Annotated in this window: 21 protein-coding genes; 10 read left to right on the top strand and 11 right to left on the bottom strand. The window is 63.0% G+C overall.

What is annotated here, in order from left to right:
* Positions 1-7: 7 nt before the first annotated feature.
* Positions 8-1,327: a glycosyltransferase family 2 protein gene (locus CB0205_RS0102405; RefSeq protein ID WP_010313913.1), complete on the top strand. Its 1,320-nt coding sequence runs from the start codon at positions 8-10 to the stop codon at positions 1,325-1,327.
* On the opposite strand, the gene CB0205_RS0102400 is transcribed toward CB0205_RS0102405, so the two are convergent.
* From CB0205_RS0102400 to tig, 5 genes are all read right to left on the bottom strand, one after another.
* Positions 1,312-3,156: a DNA polymerase III subunit gamma/tau gene (locus CB0205_RS0102400; protein WP_010313912.1), complete on the bottom strand. Its 1,845-nt coding sequence runs from the start codon at positions 3,154-3,156 to the stop codon at positions 1,312-1,314. The genes CB0205_RS0102405 and CB0205_RS0102400 overlap by 16 nt on opposite strands.
* A gap of 9 nt (positions 3,157-3,165) precedes the next feature.
* Complete coding sequence (locus tag CB0205_RS0102395; RefSeq protein ID WP_010313908.1) at positions 3,166-3,870, bottom strand: lecithin retinol acyltransferase family protein; 705 nt, start codon at positions 3,868-3,870, stop codon at positions 3,166-3,168.
* A gap of 6 nt (positions 3,871-3,876) precedes the next feature.
* Entirely contained in the window at positions 3,877-5,232 is a 1,356-nt protein-coding gene (clpX, locus tag CB0205_RS0102390; RefSeq protein ID WP_010313906.1) for an ATP-dependent protease ATP-binding subunit ClpX, read from the bottom strand.
* Positions 5,233-5,333: 101 nt separating this feature from the next.
* Positions 5,334-6,014: an ATP-dependent Clp endopeptidase proteolytic subunit ClpP gene (gene clpP / locus CB0205_RS0102385; protein ID WP_029626062.1), complete on the bottom strand. Its 681-nt coding sequence runs from the start codon at positions 6,012-6,014 to the stop codon at positions 5,334-5,336.
* A 38-nt stretch (positions 6,015-6,052) separates the two neighbouring features.
* The gene (tig, locus tag CB0205_RS0102380; RefSeq protein ID WP_010313902.1) at positions 6,053-7,501 is read right to left on the bottom strand and encodes a trigger factor; all 1,449 of its coding nucleotides are present in this window, start codon (positions 7,499-7,501) and stop codon (positions 6,053-6,055) included.
* 430 nt (positions 7,502-7,931) lie between these two features.
* Here tig and CB0205_RS0102375 point away from each other — a divergent pair, with 430 nt between their 5' ends.
* The 3 genes from CB0205_RS0102375 to CB0205_RS0102365 all read left to right on the top strand — a co-directional run bounded on the left by CB0205_RS0102375 (position 7,932) and on the right by CB0205_RS0102365 (position 11,999).
* Entirely contained in the window at positions 7,932-9,011 is a 1,080-nt protein-coding gene (locus CB0205_RS0102375; RefSeq protein ID WP_010313900.1) for an aspartate-semialdehyde dehydrogenase, read from the top strand.
* A complete protein-coding gene (gene dapA / locus CB0205_RS0102370; protein ID WP_010313896.1) occupies positions 9,008-9,925 on the top strand; it encodes a 4-hydroxy-tetrahydrodipicolinate synthase in 918 nt (305 codons plus the stop codon). The genes CB0205_RS0102375 and dapA overlap by 4 nt, the downstream gene beginning before the upstream one ends.
* A gap of 85 nt (positions 9,926-10,010) precedes the next feature.
* On the top strand, positions 10,011-11,999 hold the full coding sequence (locus tag CB0205_RS0102365) for a ribonuclease J (RefSeq protein ID WP_010313894.1): 1,989 nt from the start codon (positions 10,011-10,013) through the stop codon (positions 11,997-11,999).
* A 14-nt stretch (positions 12,000-12,013) separates the two neighbouring features.
* On the opposite strand, the gene CB0205_RS15005 is transcribed toward CB0205_RS0102365, so the two are convergent.
* Together CB0205_RS15005 and tilS are read right to left on the bottom strand one after the other, a co-directional pair.
* Positions 12,014-12,724, bottom strand: coding sequence for a hypothetical protein (locus CB0205_RS15005; protein WP_010313891.1), 711 nt, complete (start codon positions 12,722-12,724; stop codon positions 12,014-12,016).
* Positions 12,725-12,782: 58 nt separating this feature from the next.
* Positions 12,783-13,766, bottom strand: coding sequence for a tRNA lysidine(34) synthetase TilS (gene tilS / locus CB0205_RS0102355; RefSeq protein WP_010313890.1), 984 nt, complete (start codon positions 13,764-13,766; stop codon positions 12,783-12,785).
* Positions 13,767-13,828: 62 nt separating this feature from the next.
* On the opposite strand from tilS, the gene CB0205_RS0102350 reads away from it, so the two are divergent.
* The 3 genes from CB0205_RS0102350 (at position 13,829) to CB0205_RS0102340 (ending at position 18,923) form a co-directional block, all read left to right on the top strand.
* Positions 13,829-14,584, top strand: coding sequence for a DUF561 domain-containing protein (locus CB0205_RS0102350; RefSeq protein ID WP_010313889.1), 756 nt, complete (start codon positions 13,829-13,831; stop codon positions 14,582-14,584).
* Positions 14,585-14,689: 105 nt separating this feature from the next.
* On the top strand, positions 14,690-16,699 hold the full coding sequence (gene uvrB / locus CB0205_RS0102345; protein ID WP_010313886.1) for an excinuclease ABC subunit UvrB: 2,010 nt from the start codon (positions 14,690-14,692) through the stop codon (positions 16,697-16,699).
* A gap of 103 nt (positions 16,700-16,802) precedes the next feature.
* Complete coding sequence (locus CB0205_RS0102340; protein ID WP_010313884.1) at positions 16,803-18,923, top strand: HAD family hydrolase; 2,121 nt, start codon at positions 16,803-16,805, stop codon at positions 18,921-18,923.
* Here the strand turns inward: CB0205_RS0102340 and CB0205_RS0102335 are convergent.
* On the bottom strand, positions 18,920-19,951 hold the full coding sequence (locus CB0205_RS0102335) for an LCP family protein (protein WP_010313882.1): 1,032 nt from the start codon (positions 19,949-19,951) through the stop codon (positions 18,920-18,922). The two genes, CB0205_RS0102340 and CB0205_RS0102335, sit on opposite strands and share 4 nt — an antisense overlap.
* Before the next feature lie 63 nt (positions 19,952-20,014).
* Positions 20,015-21,196 (bottom strand): formate-dependent phosphoribosylglycinamide formyltransferase, encoded by a 1,182-nt coding sequence (gene purT, locus CB0205_RS0102330; protein ID WP_010313880.1) that lies wholly within the window; start codon positions 21,194-21,196, stop codon positions 20,015-20,017.
* A 44-nt stretch (positions 21,197-21,240) separates the two neighbouring features.
* Between purT and CB0205_RS0102325 the strand changes: the two genes are divergently transcribed.
* Positions 21,241-21,417 (top strand): hypothetical protein, encoded by a 177-nt coding sequence (locus tag CB0205_RS0102325; protein WP_010313878.1) that lies wholly within the window; start codon positions 21,241-21,243, stop codon positions 21,415-21,417.
* Between the two features lie 4 nt (positions 21,418-21,421).
* Here CB0205_RS0102325 and CB0205_RS0102320 read toward each other — a convergent pair whose 3' ends face one another.
* On the bottom strand, positions 21,422-21,664 hold the full coding sequence (locus CB0205_RS0102320; RefSeq protein ID WP_010313876.1) for a hypothetical protein: 243 nt from the start codon (positions 21,662-21,664) through the stop codon (positions 21,422-21,424).
* 421 nt (positions 21,665-22,085) lie between these two features.
* Between CB0205_RS0102320 and CB0205_RS0102315 the strand changes: the two genes are divergently transcribed.
* Positions 22,086-23,114, top strand: a complete 1,029-nt coding sequence (locus CB0205_RS0102315) for a carbamoyl-phosphate synthase L chain (RefSeq protein WP_050778412.1) — start codon at positions 22,086-22,088, stop codon at positions 23,112-23,114.
* A 699-nt stretch (positions 23,115-23,813) separates the two neighbouring features.
* Positions 23,814-24,026 carry an excalibur calcium-binding domain-containing protein gene (locus tag CB0205_RS16705; protein ID WP_369791649.1) on the top strand — a complete coding sequence of 71 codons (213 nt, stop codon included), beginning with the start codon at positions 23,814-23,816 and terminating at the stop codon, positions 24,024-24,026.
* 117 nt (positions 24,027-24,143) lie between these two features.
* Here the strand turns inward: CB0205_RS16705 and CB0205_RS15185 are convergent.
* A partial coding sequence (locus CB0205_RS15185; protein WP_232197221.1) for a C2 family cysteine protease occupies positions 24,144-25,344 on the bottom strand: 1,201 nt, incomplete at its 5' end.

The following is a 25,344-nucleotide window of genomic DNA, read 5'->3' as shown; positions in this document are numbered from 1 at the left end:
GATCGCCATGGCCGCTGGGGGCACAGCCACAGGAGCGCGCCGACTGCAGGCCTCCCTCTTTCTCCTCTGCTGTTGCGGTGCGGCAGCGGCTCCCCATCGTCTGCCTGCCTCCCAGGCCCTCTGGCCTGCCACGGCCCTGACGCTGCTGCTGGGTCTGTACGTCCTGCGCGCCGTCTTTCTTCCAGCACTGAGAGGTGCGAAGGCGGAAGGCCCAGCCGTTTTGGAGGCGTTGCCCGCCGTTGATCTGGTGGTGGCAGCCCGCGATGAAGAAGCTGTGATTGGTCGCTTGGTGGAGCGACTGGCCGCTCTGAGTTACCCGGCCGATCGCCTCAAGATCTGGATCGTCGATGACGGCAGCGAAGACCGCACCCCAGAGGTCCTGAGCGAGTACCAGGCCCGTTTCCCTCAGCTCCAGGTCCTGCGCCGTCCCCGCGATGCGGGCGGCGGCAAGTCGGGCGCTCTGAACGCGGTGCTGCCGAACCTCCAGGGGCGTTGGCTCTTGGTCCTGGATGCCGATGCCCAGTTGCAGCCGGATCTGCTGGAGCGTTTGGTTCGCTTTGCCGAGCAGGGCGGTTGGTCCGCCGTGCAGCTGCGGAAGTCCGTGGTCAATCCCGACCTCAATTGGCTGACCCGCGCCCAGGCCATGGAGATGGCCCTCGATGCCGTCATCCAGCAGGGCCGACTGTTCTCCGGCGGTGTTGTTGAGCTTCGGGGCAATGGTCAACTGCTCCAGCGGGAGGCGGTGCTCAGCTGCGAAGGCTTCAACGAAGCCACCGTCACCGATGACCTCGACTTGAGTTTCCGTCTGCTGGTGCAGCAGCAACCGGTTGCCCTGCTCTGGGATCCCCCGGTGCAAGAGGAGGCGGTGACCGCTTGGAGTGCCCTCTGGCGCCAGCGGCAACGTTGGGCCGAGGGGGGACTGCAGCGTTTCTTCGATTACTGGCCTCAGCTGACCGGAAGCGAGGTCTCTGCGGCGCGCAAGCTCGATCTGAGTTGCTTTTTTCTGCTGCAATACGCCCTGCCCGTGATGGCCGCAGCCGATGCCCTCACGGCCCTGATCACGCGCACGCCACCGCTGAGTTGGCCCCTGTCCTTTGTGGCCTTTGGCCTCTCGGGCGGAGCGATTTTGGCGGGCTGCTCCCGCCGCTCCGAAGGACCGGACCTCCCCGCGATGGGCCCGATCAACCTGGCCTGGGGCATTGCCTATCTGGGCCACTGGTTCGTGGTGATTCCCTTCACCACCCTCCGGATGGCGCTGCTACCCAAGCGGCTGGTCTGGGCCAAGACCCTGCATGTAGGGGCTGAGCCTGATCAGGCCGCGGCTTGATCGTCGCTTAGTTCCGGCAGGGGATCCTGCAGGTTCACCACTTCGCCGTTGAAGAATTCGGCTAGCCGCTTGGCCTGGTCATCGATCAGCCCATGGGGTTTCCGTTCAGGCGGCGCTGCTGGTGTTGCTGCCGGTGCTGCTGAAGTGGGTGCCGGAGTCGGAGCCTCAGCAGGCTCTGGAGCCGGAGTCTGGGGTTGGGGAGGGGTAGCAGCGGCTGGAGGGTCCTGCGGAGGCTCCGGTGGTGGCGGTGGTGTCTGCGCTTGAGGCGCGGGCTGTGGCGCAGGCGCGGGAACGGGTGGGGCCGGCGCTACGGGTGCTGCGGGTGCGGCCCCGGCCTCGAGAACCACCTGCCTTGGGCTGCCCAGGGCGGAGGCGACGGCTTTCTCCAGCAGGGGTAGGCGGCTCTGGACCATGGCGGTCCAGTTGCCGGCGACCTGAACGACGGCGCGCTGGCTGTCGAGGCGGGCCAGGGAGGCCTGCTGGGAGAGGAGCATGCGGGTCGAGGGCAGCTCCAGCCCCGCCAGGATCTGCTGCCAGAGGGCGGCCAGATCTGGGGTCTCCGTGCTGGTTGCCGTGACCGGTTCAGGGGCAGGAGCGGCAGCCGGCGGAGCTATGGGCTCAACGACGACGTCTGGGGCAGGCGGTGCGGGAGCCGGGGCTGCTGGTGTGGGGGCTGCCGCCTGCGGGGTCGGGCGGGGGCTGGTCGTGGGGACACTGGTGGCGACGGCGACGGCGGGTTCAGCCAAGAGACCCAGGAGAAGCACCTCAAGCCAGAGCCGGGGCTGCACGCTTTGGCGCAGTTGCTGTTCGCTGCCTTTGAGTTGCGCCTGCCAGCGCAGCAGGGTCGCTTTGCCGATGCTGCGGGCGAGGTCCGGCAGCTCCCCTCGGATTTGCGGAGAGAAGCTCGTGAGCTCCAGGCGATTGGGGGCAACCCCCGCGAGCACTAGATCCCGCAGCAGGCCGGCCATTCCCTGCAGCACGGCACCGGGTTCACGGCCGCGCTCGAGCAGGTTGCGGATCGCTTCGATCACCCCCAGCGGCTCGGCCCCGGCGAGGGCCTGGGCCAGTTGCAGCAGTTCCTGCTCGGGCACGGCCCCCAGCAACTCCCAGACCGCCGTCGGTTCGACCGGCCCGGGTAGCAAGCTCAGCTGATCCAGCAGGCTTTCGGCATCCCGCAGGCCCCCCTGGGCCCGCTGGGCCACCACATGCAGGGCTTCTGGCGTGATTTGGATGTTCTCTTCCTTGGCAATCCAGCCCAGGTGTTGCTCGAGGGCATCGAGGGGAATGCGCCGGTAGTCGAAGCGTTGACAGCGGCTGAGGATCGTGGGGAGGACCCGCTGCGGTTCGGTGGTCGCCAGGACGAAGACCACCCGCGGGGGCGGCTCCTCCAGGGTCTTCAGCAGGGCGTTGAAGGCCGCGGTCGAGAGCATGTGGCACTCGTCGACCACATAGACCTTCCAGCGGGCTTGAACCGGGGCAAATCGAGAGCGTTCAATCAGCTCGCGGATGTTGTCGACACCGGTGTTGGAGGCGGCGTCGATCTCGATGACATCGAGGGCATTGCCGTTGGCAATGGAGGTGCAGAGCTCACAGCTGCCGCAGGGCTCTGGGGTCGGATGATCCGAGCTGAGGCAGTTGAGAGAGCGCGCCAGGATGCGGGCGCTGGAGGTTTTCCCTGTCCCTCGGGGCCCACTGAAGAGGTAAGCCGGCGCAATGCGACCGGAGCGCAGGGCATTGCCCAAGGTCGCGGCGATCGCCTCTTGCCCCACAAGCTGGTCAAACCGCTGCGGGCGGTACTTGTGGTGGAGCGGTTGGTAGGCGGCCGGCATCGCTGGAGGCTACTGGCCCTCGACGCCTCTGTTCGGGTTTGAATCCTGCTCCTGATCTGTCAGGAGGCGCTCGAGCTTGGCTTCCATCTCCTCCACCTCGCTGAGCTGATCCGCCAGGGTCTGAGCAGCCAGGCGCAGTCGCTGGAATTGGGGTTGCTCAGCTCCGGCCCCCCAGCGCTCTTCGGCGCGGGACAGCTCGGACTCCAGTTTGGTTTGCAGCTTCAGCCGCAGGGCATCAAGTTGCTCCAGGCTGCGTCTGATGAGTTCGCGTCCCTTCTCCAGCTGGCTCGCCTCCAGGCGTCGCCCCTGACGCAGGAGCAGCTTGGCGCCGCTCAGGACCGCAGCAGGCATGAACTGGCCCAGGGCGAGGGCCCCCCAGCTGCCGGCCTGGAGGACCTCCTCCACCTGGGCGCTGCGATGGCGTCCGGTTTTGCACCAGTGGGCGAAGTGTTCGCAGTTGTTGAAGAGCAGGTTGTAGTTCTGCTCCCCCAGTCGCCCCATGGCTCGGCGCAGGGTTTGCCCTGCCGGCAAACAGGCCCCCTCGGGGTAGGACACCACCGTTAAGGGTTGGCCGCGGCTGAATGCGTCGAGGGGGCTGCGCAGAATCTCACGCCCCTCGAGGTAGTGGGCGACGCTGCCGTCCCCGAGGTCGATGCCGTGGTGATTGAAGAGGCCGTGCTGCCGCGGCACCTCAAGGTGATCAGCGGCAGCCACGGAGCCCTAGGCCGATTCCTGTTGCGCGGACTCGCTGCCCGGAAGAGGGAGGATCTTGGCCTGGGTGCGTTCCTCCACCAGGGCCCGGGTGACCGTGAAGGCCTTGGTGCTCTTGTCGGACGGCAGTTCGTACATCAGGTCGAGCATCAGTTCCTCGACGATCCCGCGCAACGCCCGGGCGCCGGTCTTGCGGCGGTGGGCCTCGGCGGCGATGGCTTCAACGGCCCCGGGCTCAAACTCCAGCCGCACGTCGTCCATGCTCAGCAGCGTCTGGAACTGCTTCACCAGGGCGTCGCGGGGCTCGGTGAGAATCGCCTCGAGTGCGTGGTTGTCGAGGGGCTCGAGCACTGCGTTCACCGGCATGCGGCCAATGAACTCGGGGATCAGGCCGTACTTGACCAGGTCGTCGGGCTGGAGGTGGCGCAGGACCTGGGCGGCCTGTTGGTCCTTGCTCTGGCGGCCGCGGCGGCCGCCTTCGGGGATGAAGCCGATGGCGTTCCGGCCCATCCGGCGCTGGACCACGTCATCGAGGCCGACGAAGGCACCACCGCAGATGAACAGGATCTGGCTGGTGTCGATCTGAATGCAGTCTTGGTAGGGATGCTTGCGGCCCCCTTGGGGGGGGACGTTGGCCACGGTGCCCTCCAGCAGTTTCAGCAACGCCTGCTGAACGCCCTCCCCGGAGACATCGCGGGTAATCGAAGGGTTCTCGCTCTTGCGGGCGATCTTGTCGATCTCGTCGATGTAGATGATTCCGCGCTGGGCCTGGTCAACGTCCAGGTCAGCTTTCTGCAGCAACCGCAGCAGGATGTTCTCGACGTCCTCCCCGACGTAGCCGGCTTCGGTCAAGGTCGTGGCATCGGCCACGGCGAAGGGCACATCCAGTAACTCGGCCAGGGTCTGCGCCAGCAGGGTTTTGCCGCAGCCCGTGGGGCCGATCAGGAGGATGTTGCTCTTGTGCAGCTTGGTGGCGGTTTCGTTGCTCTCGCCCTTGCCGTCGCCCTGCCAGGCCAAGCGCTTGTAGTGGTTGTAGACCGCAACGGAGAGGACCTTCTTGGCTTCCTCCTGCCCCACGACCTGGGCGTCGAGGTGGGCCTTGATGTCTTGGGGTTTGGGGATTTCGGCCAGCGTCGGAGCAGGCTTACTCGCTTTTTTGGCGGGAGCTTTGCCCTTGGCTTCCTGGGCTTGGCGGCCAGCGCCGGCGCCACCATGGCCCTCAACCAGCTCTTCGTCGAGGATCTCGTTGCAGAGATCGATGCACTCGTCGCAGATGTAGACGCCAGGGCCGGCGATCAGTTTGCGCACCTGGTCTTGCGACTTCCCGCAGAAAGAGCACTTCAGGTGGGCGTCGAACTTGGCCATCGGGCAAGGGCTGTGGCGGCGTTGAGCGGGAGGGCTTCGGGGCGGTGTCCCGAAACTTCAGGATCGGTGTGATCCAGCGCTTCGTCAGCCGTCCTTAAGGATCAAACCGGGGTCGTATCGGTGACGACACGATCGATCAGGCCGTATTGAACCGCTTCTGCCGGGGAAAGGAAGTAGTCGCGGTCGGTGTCTTCAGCGATTTTCTCCAGGGGTTGGCCGGTGTGTTCGGACATCAGGCCGTTGAGGGTCTCCTTCAAATAGAGAATTTCCTTGGCCTGGATTTCGATGTCGACAGCCTGTCCCTGGGCTCCGCCAAGGGGTTGGTGGATCATGATCCGCGCATTCGGGAGCGCCAGGCGCTTGCCCTTGGTGCCGCCGGAGAGCAGAAAAGCTCCCATGGAGGCGGCCAGGCCATAGCAAATGGTGACGACGTCGGGCGCGACCTGCTGCATGGTGTCGTAGATCGCCAGACCCGCTGTCACTGATCCCCCAGGGGAGTTGACGTAGATCTGAATGTCTTTCTCGGGGTCCTCTGCCTCGAGAAACAGAAGCTGGGCAACCATGGCGTCGGCCACCTGGTCATCAATGCCGCTGCCCAGAAAGATGATGCGTTCCCGCAGCAGACGGGAATAGATGTCAAAGGCCCGATCGCCTCGGCCGGATTGCTCAACCACGGTGGGGAGCACACCCGGTGCAGCGGTCGGACCAGTGACGATCGAGGATTGGGGCCCTTGGCCCAGCCAGCGGTTCTGGATTGGGTGAGGAGTGCTGGCGTTGATCACTCGGCCGGACTGGAGTCAGTCCGGCCAATCTATGGGGATCAGGCCTCGGTGGTGGCCGCCTCGGCGTCGTCGGCCTTGGCTTTTTTCTTCGCAGCCGGCTTGGCTTTGGCCTTGGGCTTCTCCTCGGAGGCCTCAGCCGCCTTCTCCGTGACGGTGGAGTTGCTCTCGAGCCAGCCCAGGAGCTTCTCGCGCATCAGATCCTCCTGAACCGCCTGGCGCAGACGGTTGGGATCAATCCGGGAGCTGTCGCTGAAGCCCCGGCTCAGTTCCTTGACCTTGGCGTCGATCTCGCTGGCTTCCAGTTCCAATTTCTCGGCCGCGGCGAGGGCCTTGAGGGCCAGGCTGCGCTTGAGGCGCTCCTCGGCTTCAGGGCGGGAGCTTTCGCGCAGGCTTTGGATCAGCTGAGGGGTGAAGAGCTTTTTGACGTCCATCCCTTGCTGGGCCAGTTGGCCAGCGGTTTGCTCCAGGAGGGTGACGATTTCCTCTTGGACGAGGGTCTCGGGCAGTTCCACCTCCAGTTGCTCCACCAGGGCGGCGAGCAGGGCGTCGTGGCGGTTGGACTGGTGGCGGCGCTCGGCGTCTTCCTTCAGCCGGGTCTCCAGATCGCTGCGCAGTTCGGCCAGGGTTTCTTTGTCGCTGGCCTGCTGGGCGAAGGCGTCATCGAGGGCCGGCAGCTCACGGCTCTTCAGCTCGCTCAGGGTGATGTCGAAGCTGGCTTTGCGGCCGGCTGCATCCTCCTGGGCGTAATCCTCGGGGAACTCGCACTTAATGGTTTTGCTGTCGCCAGCCTTCATGCCGATCACCCCTTCCACGAAGCCGGGGATCATGCGGCCCTCTTCCAGTTCCACCTCCATGGCGTCGCCGCTTCCGCCTTCGATGGCTTCGCCGTTGTCGCTGTAGGTGCCCTTGAAGCTCAGGACCGCCACATCACCGGCGGCCGCGGCGCGGCCTTCGACTGGCACCAGGGTGGCCATCTGACGGCGGGACTGCTCGATCAGCTCATCGACGCGAGCTGGATCGAAGCTCACGGATTCAGCTTCAGCCTTCAGGCCTTTGGTGCTCTTGAGCTTCGGAGTGGGCTCCACATCCATCTCAAGGGTCAAGGTCAGTTCTTGACCGGGCTCAAAGCGCTCGAGCAGGGACTCGAAGCCACCGTCCAGGGCGGGTTGGCCGATGGCGGGGATCTCGGCTTGCTTCAGGGCGTCCTTGAAAACGCTGTCGACCAGAGACTCCAGGGCAGTGGCCCGAATCTGCAGGGGGCCGATTTGCTGCATCAGCACAGCGCGGGGCACCTTGCCCTTGCGGAAGCCGGGGAGTTTCACGCTGCGGCTCAGCTTCTCGACAGCCGCGTTGTGGCTCCCTTGGGTGCGTTCACCAGGAACGGCGATCTCGATGGCCATCCGGCTGCCGGGACGGGCGCTGGTGCTCAGCTTCAGGTCTGCCTGTTTGGCAGTGGCTTTACTGGCGGTGCTAGCGGCAGGGCTCATGGATGTGATCGAGACGGCGGGCCGATGGGTCGGCTGGGGCAGCCCACGATCCTAATTAGTCACCTGTGACGAGCTCCAACAGGGCTGTACGCCCTCGGCCTTGGCCACGTATTGTCTTGAGCAAGAACCAGTGACCTGAAGAGTTTTGTGGCGGTGTCCCTCGGGACTCCGAACAGCTTCTGCAGGTTGTGCATCCGCCTTTACCGGGATGCTCCACCGTTCGTCTTTCTCGGTCTTGGGTTCGTTGATCGCGCTCACCGTTGATTTTTCGCTCCACCTCTTCTCTCCTTCCACCCCCCTCTGCTGATCGACGCTTCTGATTCAGCCTTTCCCCGTTTCAGCCCTTCTCTCTGTTTGACGGATTCCGCCTCCGAGTGAGGCCCTGTTCAGATCCCAAGGCATAGAGCTCTCCATCTTCCTTGCACCTCCGTTGACTTCCACCGACGTCCGTTCGCTACCCAGCCGTCCCCTGCATGTCGCCGTTCTTGGGGCGACGGGTGCCGTCGGCCAAGAGTTGTTGACCCTGCTCCAAGAGCGGGCGTTCCCCGTCGGTCAACTCACCCTGCTGGCCTCGCCGCGTTCGGCCGGACAAACCCTGGAATGGAACGGCCAGGTCCTGACGATTCAGCCCGTGAGTGCTGAGGCCTTCGCGGGCGTTGATGTGGTCCTGGCTTCGGCCGGTGGCTCCGTGTCCAAGCAGTGGGCGCCTGTGGCGGCTGCGGCTGGTGCAGTGGTCATCGACAACTCCAGCGCCTTTCGCATGGATGCTGGCGTTCCTCTGGTGGTGCCAGAGGTGAATCCCCATGAGGCTTTCCGCCATCAAGGGGTGATCGCGAATCCCAACTGCACCACGATTTTGATGACGCTGGCCTTGGCGCCTTTGGCCGCCCGCCGGGCCATGCGCCGTGTTGTGGTCAGCACCTACCAATCCGCCAGTGGTGCAGGAGCCCGTGCCATGGAGGAGCTCAGTGAGCTCAGTCGCACTGTCCTCGACGGTGGCACGCCCATGAGCAGTGTTCTGCCCTACTCCCTGGCGTTCAATCTCTTCCTGCACAACTCTCCTCTTCAGGACAACGGCTACTGCGAAGAGGAGCTCAAGATGGTCAATGAAACCCGCAAGATCATGGGTCTGCCGGATCTGCGTATTTCGGCCACCTGCGTTCGCGTTCCGGTTCTGCGGGCCCACTCCGAGGCGATCAACATCGAGTTCTGCGAGCCCTTCCCCGTCGAGGAGGCGCGGACGTTGCTCAAGGACGCCCCCGGCGTTGAGTTGATTGAAGACTTCAGCTCGAATCGCTTCCCCATGCCCACGGACGTCACCGGGCGTGATCCGGTGGCCGTTGGACGTATCCGCCAGGACCTCAGCGAACCCAACGCCCTCGAGGTCTGGCTGTGCGGTGACCAGATCCGCAAGGGGGCGGCCCTCAACGCGATTCAGATCGCTGAGCTTCTTCTCGATCCGGCGGCCGCGGCGGCTGCGGCTCAGGCCACGGCTGGAGCCTCCGCATGATCCGCCCCTTGACCCCCGGCGCGAACTCCCCTGCTCCGTTCGGTCGTGTGATCACCGCGATGATCACTCCCTTCGCGGTCGATGGCTCGGTGGACCTGCCGATGGCGGCCAAGCTGGCGAGTCATCTGGTGGAGCACGGTTCCGATGGTCTGGTGATTTGTGGCACCACCGGCGAGTCCCCCACCCTGAGTTGGGATGAACAGCACCAACTGTTCTCCGCCGTGAAGGAGGCCGTCGGTGTTCGCGCCAAGGTGTTGGCGGGAACGGGCAGTAATTGCACGGCCGAGGCCGTGGAGGCCATCGGTGAAGCGGCAGCCCTCGGTGCCGATGGCGCCCTGGTCGTCGTGCCCTACTACAACAAGCCTCCCCAGGAAGGCCTTGAGGCCCATTTCCGGGCCGTGGCCCAGGCGGCGCCCCAGACGCCACTGATGCTGTACAACATTCCTGGCCGCACCGGTTGCAGCCTCAATCCAGAGACCGCCGCACGGTTGATGGATTGTCCGAACGTGGTCAGCTTCAAGGCCGCGAGCGGCACGACTGAGGAGGTCAGCGCCCTGCGTGCGGTCTGCGGCGAGCGTCTGGCGATCTACAGCGGTGACGATGCGCTGACGCTGCCGATGATGGCCGTCGGCGCCGTTGGCGTGGTCAGCGTGGCTAGCCACATTGCAGGCGATCAGATCCAGCGCATGGTTCAGGCCTTCCTGGCCGGAGAACTCAGTGCCGCCCTGGCCGTGCATGAGCAACTGCTTCCGCTCTGCAAGGCCCTCTTCTGCACCACCAATCCCATTCCCGTGAAGGCGGCTTTGGAACTGAGCGGTTGGCCCGTTGGTGCCCCACGTCTTCCTTTGGTTTCTGCATCGAGCGATGTGCGCGAACAACTCACCTCCGTCCTGGCAGCCCTGCGTCCCACTTGACGCCAAGGCCGACCTGACCTGTTGCTGAGCAACCCCTTTCTCAACGTTTGTTCCCCGTGCGGCTGAGCCGCCTCCCCTTTTCTGAATGACTTCTCAAACCCCTGGCCGTAACGGCGCCGCCAAGCAGCCCCACCTGCGGGTGATCCCCCTTGGTGGCCTGCACGAGATCGGCAAGAACACCTGTGTGTTCGAGTACGGCGACGACATCATGCTCGTGGATGCCGGCCTGGCCTTCCCCAGTGATGGCATGCACGGCGTGAACGTCGTGATGCCAGACACCAGCTATCTCAAGGAGAACCAGAAGCGCATCCGCGGAATGATCGTGACCCACGGTCACGAGGACCACATCGGTGGTATTTCCCACCACCTCAAGAACTTCAACATCCCGGTGATCTATGGCCCCCGGCTGGCCATGTCGATGCTCCAGGGAAAGATGGAAGAGGCCGGCGTCACCGACCGCACCACCATTCAGACCGTGGGTCCGCGGGATGTGGTGAAGGTGGGCCAGCACTTCTCGGTGGAGTTCATCCGCAACACCCACTCGATGGCGGACAGCTTCTCGCTGGCCATCACCACCCCGGTGGGGACGATCATCTTCACGGGTGACTTCAAGTTCGACCACACCCCGGTCGACGGTGAGTATTTCGATATGGCCCGCCTCGCCCACCATGGCGAGCAGGGTGTCCTCTGCCTGTTCAGTGACTCCACCAACGCTGAGGTCCCTGGCTTCTGTCCTCCTGAGCGCTCGGTCTTCCCGGCCCTCGATCGCCATATCGCCCAGGCCGAAGGTCGGGTGATCATCACTACCTTTGCGAGCTCCATCCATCGCGTCGCGATGATCCTGGAGCTGGCCATGAAGAACGGCCGCAAGGTCGGCCTCCTGGGCCGCTCCATGCTCAACGTGATCGCCAAGGCCCGTGAATTGGGCTACATGCGCGCTCCGGATGATCTGTTTGTCCCGATCAAGCAAATCCGTGATCTGCCCGATCGCGAGACCCTGTTGCTGATGACCGGTAGCCAGGGTGAGCCCTTGGCTGCCCTCAGCCGCATCTCCCGTGGCGAGCACCCCCAGGTGCAGGTCAAGAGCAGCGACACGATCATCTTCTCCGCCAGCCCGATCCCGGGGAACACCATCTCCGTGGTGAACACCATCGACCGGCTGATGATGCTGGGCGCCAAGGTCGTCTACGGCAAGGGCGAGGGCATCCACGTCTCTGGCCACGGCTTCCAGGAGGACCAGAAGCTGATGCTGGCCCTCACCCGTCCCAAATTCTTCGTGCCGGTGCACGGCGAGCACCGCATGCTCGTCTGCCACAGCAAGACCGCCCAGTCCATGGGCGTTCCGGCCGACAACATGCTGATCATCGACAACGGAGATGTTGTTGAACTGACGGCCGATTCGATCAAGAAGGGCGAGCCCGTTAAGGCGGGCATCGAACTGCTCGACGCCTCCCGTAATGGCATCGTCGACGCCCGTGTTCTCAAAGAGCGTCAGCAGCTCGCCGACGACGGCGTCATCACAATGCTCGCCGTGATCAGCACCGACGGTGTGATGGCGGCGCCTCCGCGGGTCAACCTGCGGGGCGTGGTCACCGCCGCGGATCCCCGCAAGCTCAGCCTCTGGACCGAGCGGGAAATCACCTGGGTGCTCGAGAACCGCTGGCAGCAACTGTCCCGGAACACCGGTGGCAAGGCTCCGGAAGTGGACTGGATGGGCGTCCAGCGCGAAATCGAAGTGGGTCTGCAGCGTCGCCTGCGCCGCGAACTGCAAGTCGAGCCGCTGATCATCTGCCTGGTGCAGCCCGCCCCTGGTGGCACCCCGGCTTACAAGGGCCGTGCGGATGCAGAGCCCGACACCCGTCCGGCCCCCCGCGGTCGCCGCGACGGCAACCGCGACCGGGATCGGGATCGCACGCCCCGCCGTGAACTTGCTCCTGTCGGTGCTGCCGCCTCCGTCGCTTCGGCTGCCCCTGCGCCTGAGCCGGTGAAGGCTGCTCCTGTTGCGGCTGCTCCCAAGGTCGAGGAACCTGAAATCGCCGGCCGCACCCGTCGTCGCCGCTCCGCCGCGAGCTGACTGCTGCTGCGGCCCTAGGGCCGTTTCAGCCTGAAGAACCGTCTCCAGTTGCTCCCCTCATGGAGGGGCTCCTGGGGGCGGTTTTCGCTGAAGGGCAGCTCCACCACCAGGTTTCCTTGGCTGTAGTCGGGCCACTCACGCTCGGCTGGCGCCGCGTCGTCCGTTGGCTGAGGCTCAAGCTCAGGTTCATCGGCGAGGACCTCGACGTTGGGTGCGGCATCGCCCCAGGGCGTTGCAGGCGAGCCGTCAATCACCGTCGGCGTTGCGATGACGGGTGGTGGTCCACTGGCGGGCACCTCAGTCCAGGCCGCCTGCAGGGCGGTGAGGGCCTCCTGGGGTTCGCTGAGTTGGTTGAGCCAGGGGGTGGCAGGAAGTTCGGGCAGATCCCCAATGGCTTGCTGGGAGCTGGGCTCCTCCTGGGCTGCTGGTTGCAGTTGACAGCGCTGGAGCCCGGCCTGGGCGAGGTCCACCAGGGTGGAGGGGGCCGTGCCGCCTGCCACCGCTTGGTAGTAGGCCTGGGCGTCCTGGGGCTGGCCCAGTCCGTAGAGGTGAATGTGACCCGTTAGCAGCTGGAGCCGGCTGAGGGCGGTCTCTGACTCAGGCCCGGAGGCGCTGGCTTGCAGCTCGTGCAGCAAGGCCTCAGCCCCCTGGAGCGCATCGCTGAAGCGCCCTTCTCCGTAGGCCCGTTCAATGGCTGCGTAGCGATCACTGCTTGCGCTGCTCATGGCGTTGCGCCGTTCCCGCTCCGGTTTAGGTCGTTTTGCCAGACCTGGCCGCGCTTCTTCAGGGCTCCAGCCAGATCAGCTCGCGGTTCCAGCGCAGGGAGCGCCCCCGGCTGAGATCCCACTGGCCAGGACCGCAGTGGGGCGGCAGGCGATGGAGAAGCTGCTCCAACTGTTCGGCGTTGCCCAGGCTGAGGCCCTGGCGAGTCAGCCAGTGGTGCAGCAGCAGCCGTTGATTGCTGAGGGTCAGGCTGCTGAGGGGGCGTCGCTTTAACGCCGGCTGAGCCTGGGCCGTTTCGGTTTGCAGGCTGCCCAGGGCGAGATCCACCAACTGCTCGCTGCCGTCCTGTTCTTGGGCCAGCCGTTCGCTCAGTTGGCTGATGCGTTCGCTGGCTCCCGGGTGGAGGGCCTCAAGGACAGGCAGCACCTCGTGGCGGATCCGATTGCGACTGAAGCGCGGGTCGCTGTTGCTGGGGTCCAGCCAAATCGGCAGGCCCAGCTGCTCGCAGAGCTGGACGGTGTCACTGCGGGAGAACCCCAGCAGTGGGCGGACCAGTTCAATCGTGCCGCTGAGCGTGCGCCGTTGCCGGAGGCTGGAGAGGCCGCGGCGATGGCTGCCGCGGGCGAGTTGGAGCAGGACCGTCTCGCTGCGGTCGCTGGCGGTGTGTCCGGTGACGACCCTGCGGCAGCCCAGGCGCTGGGCGTGGGTCTGGAGCTGCCCATAGCGCCAGTCGCGGGCTGAGGCTTCATCCCTCTTTGGACTCTCCCAGTCGTCGACCTGGATCGGCAGGCCCTGGTCCTGGGCCCAGGCCTGGAGTTCGCGGGCCTGCTGCTCGGCTTCAGGGCGCCAACCATGGTTGCCGTGCCAGAGCTGCAGCGGCCAGTGGTGGAGGCGTTTTAGGTCGTTCAAGAGCCCCACCAGGGCCATGGAGTCTTGGCCACCGGAGACGGCCAGCAGCAGGGGCTCCCCATCGGGCAGCAGATCCTGCTGCTGGAGCAGCTGCTGATGCAGGCGCCGATGCAGATCACTCCAGCGTTCAGCCATGCCCCCAGCCTGATTCGCCCTGGCCCAGCGTGTGAGAATCGCAAAACTCCATCTGTACTGGCATGTCCCGCCTCGATCGGCTGCCCGCTTCCCTGCGCATGGCCCTGGCCGAGAAGCGCGCTCTCAAGGTGATTGCTGGCCTCACCAACTTTGACGCCGCCAGCGTCGAGCGCATCAGCCGTGCGGCTGGCCTCGGTGGTGCGGATCTGATCGACGTGGCCTGTGATGCTGAGCTGGTGCAGCTGGCTGCCTCGGTCTCGGGCCTGCCCATCTGCGTGAGCGCTGTCGATCCTGAGCTGTTCCCCGCCGCCGTGGCCGCCGGTGCCGCCATGGTCGAGATCGGCAACTACGACGCCTTCTATCCCCTCGGCCGCATCTTTGATGCCGCTGAGGTGCTCTCCATCACCCGTCGCACCCGCGAGCTGCTGCCCGAGGTGGCGCTGAGCGTGACCGTCCCCCACGTGCTGCCCATCGACCAACAGGAGCAGCTCGCCGCTGATCTGGTGGCCGCCGGCGCCGACATCATCCAGACCGAAGGTGGCACCAGTGCCAAGCCTTTTAGTGCCGGCAGCCTCGGCCTGATTGAGAAGGCCGCTCCCACCCTGGCCGCTGCCCACAGCATCAGCCGCGCCGTCTCGGTGCCGGTGTTCTGCGCTTCTGGCCTGTCTTCCGTCACCGTGCCGATGGCGATTGCCTCCGGTGCCGCTGGCGTGGGCGTGGGCTCCGCCGTCAACAAGCTCAACGATGAGTTGGCCATGATCGCCGTGGTTCGTGGCCTGCGCGAGGCCCTGGGCAGCGCCGTCAAGGCAGCCGTCTGATCCTCAAGGCATCACCGCTTTGGACGTCACCCATGCCCTTCGGGGCATGGGTTTTTTGTTGGTTCGGCAGCCACGCCGCCTGGGCGGTTGTCCGAGAATGCCCCGATGCCTAACCCGTTTGAAATCCACGCTCCCTACGAGCCCAAGGGGGATCAGCCCGAGGCGATCAAGGCGCTGGTGGCTGGCGTGGAATCAGGCGAGCGCTATCAGACCCTGTTGGGTGCGACGGGAACCGGCAAGACCTTCACCATCGCCAATGTGATTGCCAAGACCGGCCGGCCGGCCTTGGTCTTGGCCCATAACAAAACCCTGGCGGCCCAGCTCTGCAATGAGCTCAGGGAGTTCTTCCCGAAGAACGCCGTTGAGTACTTCATCTCCTACTACGACTATTACCAGCCGGAGGCCTATGTGCCGGTCTCCGATACCTACATCGCCAAAACAGCCTCGATCAACGAAGAGATCGACATGCTGCGGCACTCCGCGACCCGCTCTCTCTTTGAGCGCCGTGATGTGATCGTGGTGGCCTCCATTAGCTGTATCTACGGCCTGGGAATCCCCAGTGAGTACCTCAAGGCCGCCGTCAAATTTGAGGTGGGCGAGACCCTCAATCTCAGGAGTTCCCTGCGGGACTTGGTCAACAACCAGTACTCCCGCAACGACCTGGAGATCTCCCGTGGACGCTTCAGGGTGCGGGGGGACGTGCTGGAGATCGGCCCCGCCTACGAGGACCGCCTGGTGCGGATTGAACTCTTTGGTGACGAGGTCGAGGCCATTCGCTATGTGGACCCCACAACCGGGGAAATCCTGCAGAGCCTGGAATCGATCAGCATCTATCCGGCCAAGCACTTCGTGACCCCCAAGGAGCGCCTGGAGGATGCGATCAAGGCCATTCGCTCGGAGCTGCGGGAGCGCCTGGACGTGCTCAACGAGCAGGGGAAATTGTTGGAGGCACAGCGCCTGGAGCAGCGCACCACCTACGACCTGGAGATGCTCGAGCAGGTCGGCTACTGCAATGGCGTTGAGAACTATGCGCGCCATCTGGCGGGCCGCGAGGCGGGCACACCGCCGGAGTGCCTGATCGACTATTTCCCTGAGGACTGGTTGCTGGTGGTGGATGAGTCCCACGTCACCTGCTCCCAGCTGCAGGCGATGTACAACGGCGACCAAGCGCGCAAGGGCGTGCTGATTGAGCACGGCTTCCGGCTCCCCAGTGCTGCAGACAACCGTCCGCTCAAGGGGGATGAGTTCTGGGAGAAGGCCCGGCAGAGCATTTTTGTCAGCGCCACACCCGGGGATTGGGAGCTCAAGCAGAGCGATTCCGAGGTCGTCCAACAGGTGATCCGTCCGACCGGGGTGCTGGATCCCATCGTTGAGGTGCGTCCCACCGATGGCCAGGTGGATGACCTCTTGGGTGAAATTCGCACCCGTGCCGAGAAGAAGGAGCGGGTCTTGGTCACGACTTTGACCAAGCGGATGGCGGAAGACCTCACGGACTACCTCGCTGAGAACGGCGTCCGTGTTCGCTATCTCCACTCGGAGATCCACTCGATCGAGCGGATCGAGATCATCCAGGACCTGCGCAATGGCGAGTACGACGTGCTGGTGGGTGTGAACCTCCTGCGGGAGGGCCTGGACCTGCCCGAGGTGTCCCTGGTGGCGATCCTGGATGCCGACAAGGAGGGGTTCCTGCGGGCTGAGCGCTCCTTGATTCAGACCATCGGCCGGGCCGCTCGTCACGTGGAGGGGGTGGCCCTGCTCTACGCCGACAACCTGACGGATTCGATGGCAAAGGCCATCTCAGAAACCGAGCGCAGACGTGCGATTCAGCAGGCCTACAACGAGAAGCACGGAATCACGCCGACGCCCGCTGGTAAGCGGGGCGGCAATTCGATCCTGGCCTTCTTGGAGGTCTCCAGGCGCCTGAACGACGAGCAGTTGGAGCAGGCCACCGAGCAGGCCGAGCACAACGATGTGCCGCTCGACGCCCTGCCGGAGCTGATTCAACAGCTCGAGGACAAGATGAAATCAGCGGCAAAAAATCTTGACTTTGAGGAAGCGGCCAACCTGCGCGATCGCATCAAAAGCCTGCGCCAAAAGCTTGTAGGGAAGCCCTAAGTCAGCGAAAACTGTGATGTGATCTCAGCTTGATCTTTCCCTTTTCTTCCGACTTCGCCCCTGGAATCGCGGCTAAAGGTGAGCTAATCGCCGAGGAGGCGAATTGGGTTACTACTTGCTCCATCTCCATCTGCATGGCCTGTTCCGAGGCCATGACCTGGAGCTGGGACGTGATGCAGATACCGGTGGTCAGACCACCTATGTGCTCGAGCTGGCCAAAGGATTAGCGGCTCGCCCGGAGGTCGACCGCGTCGATGTGGTCACCCGTTTGATCCAGGACAAGCGGGTTTCCGCTGATTACGCCCAGGCCCATGAACCGCTGGCTGACGGCGCCAACATCGTTCGCTTCCCCTGTGGACCGCGGCGCTACCTCCGCAAGGAACTGCTCTGGCCCTATCTCGATGAGATGGCCGATGCGGTCACGGCCCACATTGCGGCCCAGCCGCAGCGTCCGAATTGGATCCACGCCCACTACGCCGATGCCGGCTATGTGGGGGCCTTGGTGTCCCAAAGACTTGGGATCCCCTTGGTTTTCACCGGGCACTCCCTGGGCCGCGAGAAGCAGCGGCGCCTGCTCGAAGGCGGTCTGACCCATGAGCAGATCGAGCAGACCTATGCCATCGGCCGTCGCATCGACGCCGAAGAGCGTGCCTTGGCCCAGGCCTCCCTGGTGATCACCAGCACCCAGCAGGAAGCCCAGCAGCAGTACGCCCGCTACAACCGCTTTGAGGCGGAGCAGGCCTGCGTCGTGCCCCCTGGGGTGGATGCCCAGCGCTTCCACCCGGTGGCAATGCCTGGCGAGGCATCCGATGTGGAGGCCCTGATGGAGCCATTCCTGAGGGAGCCCAATAAGTCACCCCTACTCACGATCTGCCGCGCGGTTCGGCGCAAGAACGTCCCTGCTCTGGTGGAGGCCTATGGCCGCTCCGCCCTACTGCAGGAGCGCCACAACCTCGTCCTGGTGCTGGGCTGCCGTGAGGATCCCCGCTCGCTCGAGAAGCAGCAGCGGGATCAGTTCCAGCAGATTTTTGAGCTGGTGGATCGCTTTGATCTCTACGGCAAGGTCGCCTATCCCAAGCACCATCGCGGTGAGCAGATCCCTGCGATCTACCGCTGGGCAGCACAGCGCTGCGGAATCTTCGTCAACCCGGCCCTGACGGAGCCCTTTGGTTTGACCTTGCTGGAGGCGGCGGCCTGCGGGCTGCCCTTGGTCAGCACCGATGACGGGGGGCCGCGGGACATCCTTCAGCGCTGCTCCAATGGCCAGCTGGCGGATGTGACCGATCTGGATGTGCTGCAGCAAGCCCTGGAAGAGGCGGGTGCGGATCTCGATCGCTGGCGCTCCTGGCGCGACAACGGCATCGAGGCCATCAGCCGCAATTTCAGTTGGGATGCCCATGTCTGCAGCTACCTGGGGGAGGGCGACCGTCGTTGCACCCTCGGGGTGGTGGCTGCGTCCCCGGCCCAACCGGAGAAGGTCGAGGCTCCACCGGTGCAACGGTTGCTCTTGCTCGATCTCGATGTCTGCCTGCAGTCGGCGCAGCCGGCTGGCCTCGAGGATCTCCGCCGCCGACTGGCCGCTGATCCTCAGTGCGGCATCGGCATGTTGAGCGGTCGCCACTTCGCTTCAGCGCGGCTGCGCTTTGCCGAATTGCATCTGCCAGAACCCCAGGTCTGGATCCTGGAGGCCGGGGCGGACCTGCGCTTTGGCGCTGAGGGCCGGACAGATGTCAGTTGGCATCAGCACATCGCCCAGGGCTGGCAGCGCAAACGGGTCGAGCAGGTGCTCGAAGGACTCAGCCCCCGCCTGTCGCTGCAGCCGGAGGTGAATCAAGGCAGCTACAAGGTCAGCTACACCCTGGAGGCGCCCACCGCGGGGGTGCTCGAGATGGTGCGCCAGCGGTTGCGCCAGCACCGGCTGGAGGCCCGAGCCCATCTGTTCCATCATTGGTTCTTGGATGTGCTGCCGATGCGGGCGTCCAAGGCGGATGCCATTCGACATCTCTGCCTGAACTGGGGCCTACCCCTGGATCAGGTGCTGGTGGTGGCGGCCCAGCAGGGTGATGCGGAGCTCCTGAACGGCAGCTCGCTTGGCCTGGTGGCCTCCGAGCACGACCACTCCCTGGATCAGTTGCGCCGCCGTCCGAAGGTCTTTTTCGCCTCCAGGCCTCAGGCCTGGGGCGTGCTGGAGGGGCTAGACCACTACCGCTTCCTAAGCCGCTAGGGCAGTAGGGCGTCTGGGTCTTGGCTCAGGTAGCTCTGGCGATTGGGGTTGCTGTCGGGCATCCAGTAGCTGATCTCCTGGTGCCAGAACGGGACTCCCTCAACCCTGCTGGAGGCCAGCTGGGTGGTGGCCATGGCCGTGATCAGCTTGCCCATGTCGATTGGGGAGAGGTCCGTTCGCATGTCCTTGCCAGCGATCTCCATCAACTCGGGAAGTCGGGTCGCCATGACTGGGTTGGCCAGTTTGCGGAAGACCTCCGCCAGCACCAGCTTTTGGCGCTCCATTCGGCCGATGTCACCCAGCTGATCGTGGCGGAAGCGCAGGAATCCTTCCAGTGCCTCCCCTTTGAGCAGTTGCCGTCCGGGATAGAGGTCGATGTAGAGGCCTTGGCTGTTGTCGACGTAGGCCATCCGTTTGGGGACGTCGACCTCGACGCCGCCGATGGCATCCGCCAGTCGCTGAACGGCGTTCAGGTTCAGCACCAGATAGCGGTCGACCTTGGCGGAGAGGAGCTTGCTGAGCTCCGCCTTGACCATCTCGGGGCCGCCACTGCTGTAGAGGGCGTTGGCCTTCATCACTCCGTAGCGCTCGGAGTCGATGAAGGTGTCCCTGGGGACCTGGGTGAGCTTGGTGCGGCCGTCGTCGAGATGCATCGTCAGCATCACGTCGGTGTTGGTGCTGACGTCGTCGGTCCCCAGGACGACGATGCGTCGATCGCCCGAGGCCACCGGGGCCACCAGGGATCCGATCAGCTGTTTGGGCTGATCAAAGGCTCCCATCACCACCGCGGGCAGGCCATGCAGGGCGTAGCCCAGTCCAAGGCCGGCCACGAACAGGGGCAGGCGGGGGAGCCCCTGCCTGCGCTTGACGGGTTTGGTCGGTGCTGCGGCTGGTCGCCGGCGATCCAGCTGCGTCACGTTGTCGCGGCGGACGCGGCGCTCAGCAGGTTGGAGATCCGCTTTCCCCCGCCTGGGGTCCCGCTGCGGACTGCGCCCTTGGCGCCGGGGATTGGATTGGGCGGGGGACATAAGGCACTCAGATGAGCGCAAAGTACCTCGCGTTATCCCTTGGAGCTAGAGGGGTTTGGGCCTCTAGATCACCTGGATCTTGCCGGCGGCTTGATCGGCTTTTTGCTGTGCGTCCTTGAGGTCCGCACCGCGGGCCAGAGCTACCCCCATGCGCCGGTAGGGACGGGCGTCGGGTTTGCCAAACAGCAGCACCTGCACATCGGTTTCGGCCAGGGCCTCGTCCAGACCGCTGAAGGCCACCCTGTCGTTTTGTCGCTCAGCCAGGATCACGCGGCTGGCGGCTGCCCCCTCGGAGCGAATCTCAGGGATGGGCAGCCCCAGGACGGCCCGCAGGTGCAGTTCAAATTCGCTCAGGTTTTGTCCGGCCAGGGTCACCAGGCCTGTGTCGTGGGGTCGGGGCGAGAGCTCGGAGAAGACCACTTCTCTGCTGCCATCGGGCAGGCGGCAGACGAAAAACTCCACGCCAAAAATGCCAGCGCCTCCGAGGTTGTCGGTGACCTCCCGCGCCATGGTCTGGGCGGCGGCCAGTTGCTCCCACTCGAGCTGGGCGGGTTGCCAGCTGCACTGGTAGTCGCCCCGCTCTTGGATGTGGCCGATGGGCGGGCAGAACAGGGTGGGGCCGTTCCACTGCTTCACGGTCAGCAGGGTGATTTCCAGCTCAAAGTGGAGGAACTCCTCGACGATCACCCGGGCGCCGCTACCGCGGGCTCCGGCCATCGCGGCCTCCCAGGCGGCGGGAATGCCCTCGGGATCGTCCACCACGCTTTGGCCTTTGCCGGAGGAGCTCATCACCGGCTTCACCACCACGGGCCAACCCAGGGGTGCGGCGGCCTGCGCCAACTCCTCGGCGCTGCTGGCGTAGGCGAACCGGGCCGTGCGTAGCCCCAGTTCCGTCGCGGCGAGGTCGCGGATGCGGTCGCGGTTCATGGTCACGGCCGTGGCGCGGGCCGTGGGGATCACGGTGGTGCCATCGGCCTCCAGCTCCGCCAGGGCGTCCACGGCCAGGGCTTCGATCTCCGGGATCAGGACATCGGGTTGGTGCTGACGGACCACCGCCTTGAGCGCCTCCGGGTCCGTCATCGGTACGACCTCGGCCACATCGGCGACCTGCATCGCGGGGGCCCCGGCGTAGCGATCGACTGCGATCACACGGCAACCCAGGCGTTGCGCGGCGATGGCCACCTCTTTGCCCAATTCACCGCTGCCCAAGAGCATCAGGGTGCGGGGGAAGTTGGAGCTGGCCATGGCCGCCGCGGAGACGAGAGACTTGCGCGATCTTGCATCGCCGCGTGCCCGTGCTGTTGTTCGCCCCGTTTGCTTACGCCACTGCCGGTGATGCAGCGGATGGTCTGCTCAATGGTCTGAGCATTGAGGATCTGCAGCGTTGGACGCTGGTCTATCTCGGGATTTCGGTGCTGGCGTTTGTGCTGGTGTGGCTCATCGGTTACCTGCGCCGCGCGGGCTGACCGTTCAGTCCAGTTCGATCAGGTTCAACTGCCGCACTGGTGACTGTTCATCGATGAAGCCATAGGCGGCAAAGACCCCGGCATCCCTGTGGGTGATGTGTTGGCCATCGCTATGGCGCTCCAGCACAAATCCCTCAGAGGCCATCCGACGCATCAGGGCCGCGGCTTCTTCAAAGCGCGAGGCCATCGCCTCGAGGCTGGCGCAGTCGTCCGTCAGTCCTGTTTCCTTCCAGGTAAAGTAGGCCATTATTGAAATACTCCGTAATAAGCTTAGTTGCTGGAAGGGTTGTGAGGGTTTGAAGTTCGATGGAGCACAGTTGGTATGCCGTTGGTATGTCGGCTGTCTCTGGCCTCGATACTCACTGCTTCAAACATGGCATGGTCCGATTGCTGTGAAACAGATCGCGGCTGCCTGAAACGGTGCTGCGCTTATGCAGTACGTGCATAAATCAGGTGCCTGTCCCGCACGTGGGAACCCTTTGCAGGTGGGGGACTGCCGGGGACACGGCCGAGTCGGTAAGCGGGTTGGGAAATCCTTGGTGATGGGCGGTATGGCTCTGGGAGTGGCTGTTGGTCTATCCACTGTGCTGACGACCACACAACTGCCCTAACTCCAATGACTGCAGGTGATGTCAGCTGCGAAGGTACGCGGCAATAGTCATTGGGCAATGAAGCAGACCATCCGTAGAAGCCTGTCGCTGAGTGGTGCTGCTGCTTTGGCACTGGCATCCATCCCTCAGGTCAACGCCACGCCCGTTGAAGTCGCCCAAGGCTCAGCAGAAGACCTTGGGGTGATGAGCATCAACCTCAAGGACATCGTCAAACCGCAGGTTGGCGTCCAAGGTCAAACCCAAGCAGCAGGCACACCCAACCAGGCAGGCATTGGCGGCTTCCTGCCCCTCGTCGTTGGCAAAAACAGCGTTTTCTTTGCTGATGTCCTGGCGAATGCCAACTTCGCTGACATCAATAACTCCAGCAGCATCATCAACACCACCGTTGCTGGCACCACCATCTCCACCTCATCCCGTCTGGGCTATCGCTGGCTCAATGGCGACCGCAGCTGGATGTATGGCATCAATGCGGGCTATGACACCCGACCAATGAGCACGGGTCCTGCAGATACAGGCATCCCTGTCTATGCCTCACGCACTGCTTTCTTCCAGCAGGCTGCCGTAAATGCGGAAGCAGTCAGCGACAAGTGGGCATTCAATGCCTATGCACTCATCCCAACGAGCGAGCCTGATGAGCAACAACTCAACTCCGTCTATCAGGGCGATGCACTGACCACCATTGGTTTGGATGCTGGTTACAACCTCACCAAAGCTCTAAGAGCTTCTGTTGGTTACTACTACCAAAACGGTGATATGAATACAGCTGATGGCTCTGGTGTCCTGGGTCGCCTCGCTTACTCCATCAACAACGGACTAACGGTTGGCACCAACCTCTCTTATGACAGTGCCTTCAAGTCACGCTTCTCCGCTGACATCAAATGGCGCTTCAATACCAATAGCGGTCCTGGAAAAGAGCAACCCAAGACCAACGCCGCGATTGACGCCCTGACATCAAAACCGAGCAATAGGGACGTGCGGGTGCACGACAACGACTGCAGGCTTGGCATTACGTATGCAATAAATTGCATCTACTCGGTCACAACTGCGAGGCAGCTTTACAAAAGCGTGCCCAAACTTATGGAGTAGATGAGGTGATCAGTTGAGAGTTGTGACGCTAGATATTCGGACCGCTAGCCGACCCAAGTAACAGCAGTTGCAAGAGTTTGTATTTCTTCAGTCACCCCCATTAACCAGCAAATTAGCCTCCAATACCTGGCACCATCGCAGACTGATCAATAACTAATTGGCTCACCACTACGCCATCTCTATCGCCACCCTGAGCGTCTGCTGTTGATCTTTTGAAAACGGGGCTGGTTCCCACGTGATGCCGCCGAGCATCGCTTGGCGAACTCGGTTCTCGATGGCTGTGCACTTCGTACGGAAGTAGCCGCAGTTCAGGTGCACAGCGGCATCTGAGCGCCCGTTGGTATGGATTGCCGCGGCTGCTGGTATGTACAGGTGAGCTGGAGCCTGAGACCGGTCCACTGCGGTCTTCAGTCCCGCACAAAACGTTCACCCGGTTACAAACGGCACATCACCGCCTGAGCGATTGCCGGATCATCTGTTCACGACCTCCGGGTCGGGCGCAAGGGAACAGTTTCATGAGGCGGGGTGGCACCCGTCTCTTTTTTTGTCTGTCTTCGGGTGCTTGGTCGGAGACCCCTATGGGGGTAAGTGGCGTCCTTGCTGGTAGGTAAAGAGGGTTCGGAATTTTGCGGCATCAAACACACCAACTTCATCAGTTCAGCCACCTGAGTTATCTCGAAGTTGGCCGCAAATTCCCCTGTGAAACGCGTCGTAGTCCGTGCAACAGTCTGCCAAGTCACGATCGCACCTTCTTCTAGTGCCTCTCTGGCTCAGAACTGCTCGTCATTCAGCAACTGTGGTGAAGCTGTTGCTGCCTACTGCTCTAGAAACTCAAAGCGTGATAGAGACAAGGACGGTATTACCCGCGAGAATCTCTGTGGCAGAAATGGCGAAATGATACCAAGTCGCTGAGTTCTCACCGGATCCCTCATTCTGAAGCCACAGAAGATTATTGCCTGCGAGAGCTAAACACGATAATCTCATGATTTGATACAACACAGAAGCCGCAATAACGAACAAACCCCTGCGCTACTGCACAATGAAACCAATATCGTCGACACCACGTGCGTAGACCTTTGAATACAAGTCACCAGTCGAGACTCTGAAAGGGGACACAAAAGGTCCAAATCCACTCTTCCCAGAAGGCCCCCACGGATTATAGATATCAATCAGACCCGAGTCAGAGCTGTAGCCAACAATTGCATACTCGTGTCCCGCTATAAATCCAAGATCAACACTCGTGTCAAATTTGCTGCGCGGGTTTAACGCAGGATCCGTAGTGTAGTCGCTTCCTATAACTGCAGGTCCATTGCCAGAGTCAATTGCAGCCTGGTAGCGCCCCAAATAGGCCCGCCAGTCAAGAGCGCTTTTAAGCAGGGTAACGTCGGATCCTGCATAAAGATTCTCTACATAGTTTGTATTGGCTGACGCTGAGACCAAAGAGCCAGGTTGAAGCATCAGCAATCCCTCGGAATAACCACCAGCCAGCGAGGCATATGAATTCAAGTCTTTATTCTCCCCTCTGACGACACTGAAGATCCCAAGCTCGGAAGCCTGTGCAGCAGCTTTTTCAAGAAGAGATGGCCAAAGTTCATCGGTAATCAGCCTTTGAGGCGTTGAGCCGACACCCTCAAGTTGTTCCGGATTCTTACTATTAACTGGTAGTTGTCGATTGACAGTTACCCAATGCTCTTGAGTTGACAAAGACTGCCATCCTTCACCGAGAGCCTTGAAGCGAACTCCATAAGTACCATCACCATTATCACGGAAGAGACTTGATATTGTCTCAGGAGCGTGAGCTGCTGTTGAGGCTGTTGCCGCTAGAAACCAGCAATCTCCAAGTGTGCCTTGGTTAATGTCAGTAAATTCAATTGGACTGTCAAACAAACGTCCTGAAGCCGCAACGTAGATACCGGTCACGTCCTTCTTCCCAGCTGCCGCATCTGCTGACATAAAAGGACTTGGCAAGTCAGCACCTAAAAACCACTTGCCAATCAACTTGTCTAGCTGTTCAGAAGACGAGCCAGCATGCAGGTCTCCCAAGGGATCAGCCTTAAGACGACCACCTGTGTAGTATTCGTTGGCTACAGAGCCAAGGACGACGTTGTCAAAGATCTGCTGGTAGTAGGTGGCCGTGTCAGGTGCCAAATATGAAGAGAGGTTCCCAGATATTACACGTAGGTCATTGAATTCCTGAGCTGATACTTCGCCACCATCTCCGGCGCTATAG

It is taken from the genome of Synechococcus sp. CB0205, assembly GCF_000179255.1.
Taxonomy (GTDB): domain Bacteria; phylum Cyanobacteriota; class Cyanobacteriia; order PCC-6307; family Cyanobiaceae; genus Vulcanococcus.
The sequence above is the reverse complement of the archived record's forward strand: the minus strand, read 5'-3'. Positions and strand labels throughout refer to the sequence as shown.

Coding starts and splice junctions, on each gene's coding strand:
- purT (WP_010313880.1), bottom strand. CDS start 21,196: ATGGCCAGCTCCAACTTCCCCCGCACCCTGATGCTCTTGGGCAGCGGT.
- CB0205_RS0102365 (WP_010313894.1), top strand. CDS start 10,011: ATGACTTCTCAAACCCCTGGCCGTAACGGCGCCGCCAAGCAGCCCCAC.
- CB0205_RS0102335 (WP_010313882.1), bottom strand. CDS start 19,951: ATGTCCCCCGCCCAATCCAATCCCCGGCGCCAAGGGCGCAGTCCGCAG.
- uvrB (WP_010313886.1), top strand. CDS start 14,690: ATGCCTAACCCGTTTGAAATCCACGCTCCCTACGAGCCCAAGGGGGAT.
- CB0205_RS15005 (WP_010313891.1), bottom strand. CDS start 12,724: ATGAGCAGCGCAAGCAGTGATCGCTACGCAGCCATTGAACGGGCCTAC.
- CB0205_RS0102405 (WP_010313913.1), top strand. CDS start 8: ATGGCCGCTGGGGGCACAGCCACAGGAGCGCGCCGACTGCAGGCCTCC.
- clpX (WP_010313906.1), bottom strand. CDS start 5,232: ATGGCCAAGTTCGACGCCCACCTGAAGTGCTCTTTCTGCGGGAAGTCG.
- dapA (WP_010313896.1), top strand. CDS start 9,008: ATGATCCGCCCCTTGACCCCCGGCGCGAACTCCCCTGCTCCGTTCGGT.
- CB0205_RS0102320 (WP_010313876.1), bottom strand. CDS start 21,664: ATGGCCTACTTTACCTGGAAGGAAACAGGACTGACGGACGACTGCGCC.
- CB0205_RS0102315 (WP_050778412.1), top strand. CDS start 22,086: ATGAAGCAGACCATCCGTAGAAGCCTGTCGCTGAGTGGTGCTGCTGCT.
- tig (WP_010313902.1), bottom strand. CDS start 7,501: ATGAGCCCTGCCGCTAGCACCGCCAGTAAAGCCACTGCCAAACAGGCA.
- tilS (WP_010313890.1), bottom strand. CDS start 13,766: ATGGCTGAACGCTGGAGTGATCTGCATCGGCGCCTGCATCAGCAGCTG.
- CB0205_RS0102350 (WP_010313889.1), top strand. CDS start 13,829: ATGTCCCGCCTCGATCGGCTGCCCGCTTCCCTGCGCATGGCCCTGGCC.
- CB0205_RS0102400 (WP_010313912.1), bottom strand. CDS start 3,156: ATGCCGGCCGCCTACCAACCGCTCCACCACAAGTACCGCCCGCAGCGG.